At 63.1% G+C, this 3,470-nt stretch carries 3 protein-coding genes; all 3 read right to left on the reverse strand.

What is annotated here, in order from left to right; all coding sequences use genetic code 11:
• Window positions 1-3: 3 nt before the first annotated feature.
• On the reverse strand, window positions 4-1,032 hold the full coding sequence (locus ACIREA_RS28805) for a Gfo/Idh/MocA family protein (RefSeq protein WP_397385770.1): 1,029 nt from the start codon (window positions 1,030-1,032) through the stop codon (window positions 4-6).
• A gap of 373 nt (window positions 1,033-1,405) precedes the next feature.
• The gene (locus tag ACIREA_RS28810; RefSeq protein WP_397385771.1) at window positions 1,406-1,591 is read right to left on the reverse strand and encodes an addiction module protein; all 186 of its coding nucleotides are present in this window, start codon (window positions 1,589-1,591) and stop codon (window positions 1,406-1,408) included.
• A gap of 209 nt (window positions 1,592-1,800) precedes the next feature.
• Window positions 1,801-3,102, reverse strand: coding sequence for a PQQ-binding-like beta-propeller repeat protein (locus ACIREA_RS28815; RefSeq protein WP_397385772.1), 1,302 nt, complete (start codon window positions 3,100-3,102; stop codon window positions 1,801-1,803).
• Between the last annotated feature and the right edge of the window lie 368 nt (window positions 3,103-3,470).

A 3,470-nucleotide genomic window follows, 5' to 3' on the forward strand; every position in this document is an offset into this window, starting at 1 on the left:
TGCTTACTTGCGCGCTTCGGCCAGGGCCTTGTCCATCACTTCCTTGAGGGTGACTTCGGCGCCGCCGCGGCGCTTGCTCTCGTCGGCGGCTTCCATGAAGGCGTAGATTTCCAGCGTTTCTTCAGGGGTCACAGGAGCCACGCCGGTGCGGAAGAAGTGCACGATGGAGTAGAGCAGGGGATCGTAGCCGTCGTAGGTGCCGATGGCGGCCTCGCCCTTCTCACCGATGGCCTTGCCGCCGTAGCCTTTGGCTTCTGTGAAGGTGCCGGTGCGGCCGCCTTCCCAGGTGCCGGTGACGGTGATGCGGGCGACGGTCTGCTTGGTCTCCACCTTGGTGACTTTGTCCACGGTGGTGACTTCCTCCATGACGGTGCCGCGCTTCACGCTCTGGCAGCCGGTGCCCATGACGGTGAAGAGGGACTCCACGCCGTGGATGCCATACCAGAAGAGGTCGGGGTGGTGGGGCTCCAGGCTGGCGGGGCTGGAGGTGTTGGCCTGCTTCACCTTGCCGATGCTGCCACCGCGGACGGCCTGAGTGCCTTTGCCAAACCGCAGTGAGGAGGAGGAGAACACGGGAATGCTGGCCTTCTTGGAGGCATCGAGAATCTTGATGGCATCGACGAGGGTGCCCGCGATGGGTTTGTCGAGGAAGACCGGTTTGTGCGCCTCGATGCACGGCAGCACCTGCTCCAGGTGCACGCGGCCGTCGTTGGACTCGAGGAAGACCACGTCCACTTTGTCGAGCAGTTCATGGATGCTGGGGACGATCTCCACGCCCAGGGCCTTGACCTTCTCGGTGTACTCCGGCACGCGCTCCGTGCTGGAGGGGATGTCCTTGGAGCCCTGCGCATACGCCGCCACGAGGCGCACGCCCATCACCTCCGGTTTCTGCGGTGTGGTGTTTAGCGTCTTGGTGAAGGCCAGCACGTGGGAGGTGTCCAGCCCGATGATGCCGGCGCGGATGTTCTGGGCACTGGCGTTGAGGGAAAGCAGCGCGAAGGCGCCAAGGGAGAAGAGCAGGGTGCGAATCATGGCCGAGGACTACGCGGCGCGGGCTGCGGCCTTTCGCTGGGGTTTGGGGGTGGAACAGGCTGCGTAGGGGAAAGCGCCGCTGAGCAGCACAAAAGGACTGAAACAGGTGCGAAAAGGAGAGGGGGGAAAGGGTGGCGGTGGGTCGCAGAGGTTGGCCGCAAAGAGGCGCAAAAAAGCGCAAAAGGAGAGGGCGTTGTGGTTGTTGAGGGCGGACAGATCTGTCTGGTCGGTCTGAACGGACCCATTCATTTGGAGGCTCGACTCTGCGGTAGAGGCCGCTTCATGGTCTCATTTTTTGCGCCTCTTTGCGGCCAATGATTCTGGCTTTCAGTGAGGCCTTGTACGCCTCACCGCTGCGGTTGCGCCAGTAGTCTCATGCCAGGCGGTTGATGCCGAGTTCAGCAAACAAGGCATCGGTGCCACGCTGCAACTCTGCACCTGAGATGAGCGTGACGCGCCCTTCTTCCACGTCCTTCACACGCTCGGTCACTTCGGCATCCCATACTGCTTCAACAGCATCCTCTCCGATCCAAGGCATGTGTTCAATGGTCACCGGCATGGCTGGATGGTATCAAAGGGTACGCCGATTGTCGAGGGGGTGAATCACCGTGGCGAGGCAGCCTGCCGCACGCGTGGGGGTTCTGACCGTGCTGCCTGATCTGGCTCGTCGGGGGACTCCATTCTGCGGCGGGCACGCGCACTCTGCGGCCACTCCCAAGTCGGACTTTTTTGCGCCTCTTTGCGGCCAATGATTCTGGCCTCAGCCTCCTACTTCACCCCCACGCAATACACCGCCTTGTTGCTGCGCAGAATCAGCAAGTCTCCGCTCACGGCGGGGGTGCCGTTGAAGTGGGTGGTGTCGCTGGCGAATTCGTTGGTGCTGAGAAGCTCGTAGGTGGGCTTGGCGGCGAGGACGAAGGCGCCGTTGCGGCGGGAGACGCAGATGAGCTTGTCGCCGATGAGCACGGGAGAGGCGTAGAAGGGCTTGCCGCCGCCGCGTGAGCCCATGGTGGCGCGCTCGCGGTAGACGTCCTTGCCGGTTTTGGCGTCGATGCAGAGCGCGAAGCCCTGGTCGTTGATGACGTAGAGGTGGCCGTCTTTGAGGATGGGCGTGGGGACGTAGGTGCTGGAGCTGCTGTCCCAGAGGATGGCCTTGGGGCCGAGATCGCCCTTGCCGCCGATCTTGATGGCGGTGCTGCGCGTGGCGGGGAAGCCGCCGAAGACATAGACGGTGTCGCCACCGGGGACGAGGCAGGGGGAGACGTTGCCGGTGAGGCCATGCGTGGCATACCAGCGCAGCTTGCCGGTGTCGGGATTCATGCCCCACAGTTCCTGCGGCACGGCGATGACGAGATCGTCCACGCCATCGCGTTTGAGGATGTTGGGCGTGCCGTAAGCCATGCCGAAATCGCCCTCGGCTTTCCACACGATTTTGCCGGTGGTTTTGTCGAGGCCGAAGATCGTCTGGGACTCGTCGTTGGCGTTCACGATGAGCAGATTTCCATGGATGATGGGGCTGGCAGCGGAACCCCAGCGCCGCTGGCCGGAGCTGGTGCCGCAGGAGGTCTGCCAGAGCTGCTTGCCCTGCAGGTCAAAGGCCAGCGCGCCGCTCTTGCCGAAGAAGACATAGACGCGCTCGCCATCCGTCACGGGCGTGTGGGTGGCGTAGCCATGCTCGGTGATGAAGCCGGTGAACGGATCTTCCGCTGCGGCGCTGGGCACCTTGGCATCCCAGAGGACTTTGCCATCGGCTCGATTGAGGCAGAGCAGGTGGCGCACGAGCTGGCGCATGTCGTCCGCGCCCGGTTGGTCGCCATAGCCGGTCCAGCAGGTGATGAAGACCTTGTCTCCGAGCACGATGGGGCTGGAGGCCCCGGGCCCGGGCATGTCCGCTTTCCACAGCAGGTTTTCCGTGTCGCTCCACTTCAGCGGCACCTTCGATTCCGTGACCATGGCCGCCCCTGTGGGGCCGAGAAAACGCGGCCAGTCATTGCCAGCGGCGGTGAGTAGCGTGGGCGTGGCGAGAGCGAGCGTGAGGGAGTATGCGAAGGCGCGGGAGAGCAATTTCATGCGGGGAGGGATAACCCGGGGAGGGCGGGAAAGTTACGCGGGGGTGTTTGGGGGATTGAATCATCGGCGTTTGCAATGACGCAAGCAGTGGAATGGCACATCCAAAGCGCGTAGCGCTGACATAGCCGTTCGACGCTGCTCCCATGCGTAGCAGCTAGACTCAAGAAGCGTGTAGCACTAGCATCACCGTTCAATCTGCGCCTATTTCGCAGCTCGACTCCGGAAGCGCGTAGCGCTGGCACAACGGTAGCCGTGGGTGCTAACCCACGGAACCGCGTGGCCATACCGTTCGAATTCCGTGGAACCGCGTAGCGGTGACACAAACCTCCGCATCAGCCCAAGTCCACGATCACGCGATGTATCGGTCG

The organism is Prosthecobacter sp. (genome assembly GCF_044373815.1).
GTDB lineage: Bacteria > Verrucomicrobiota > Verrucomicrobiia > Verrucomicrobiales > Verrucomicrobiaceae > Prosthecobacter.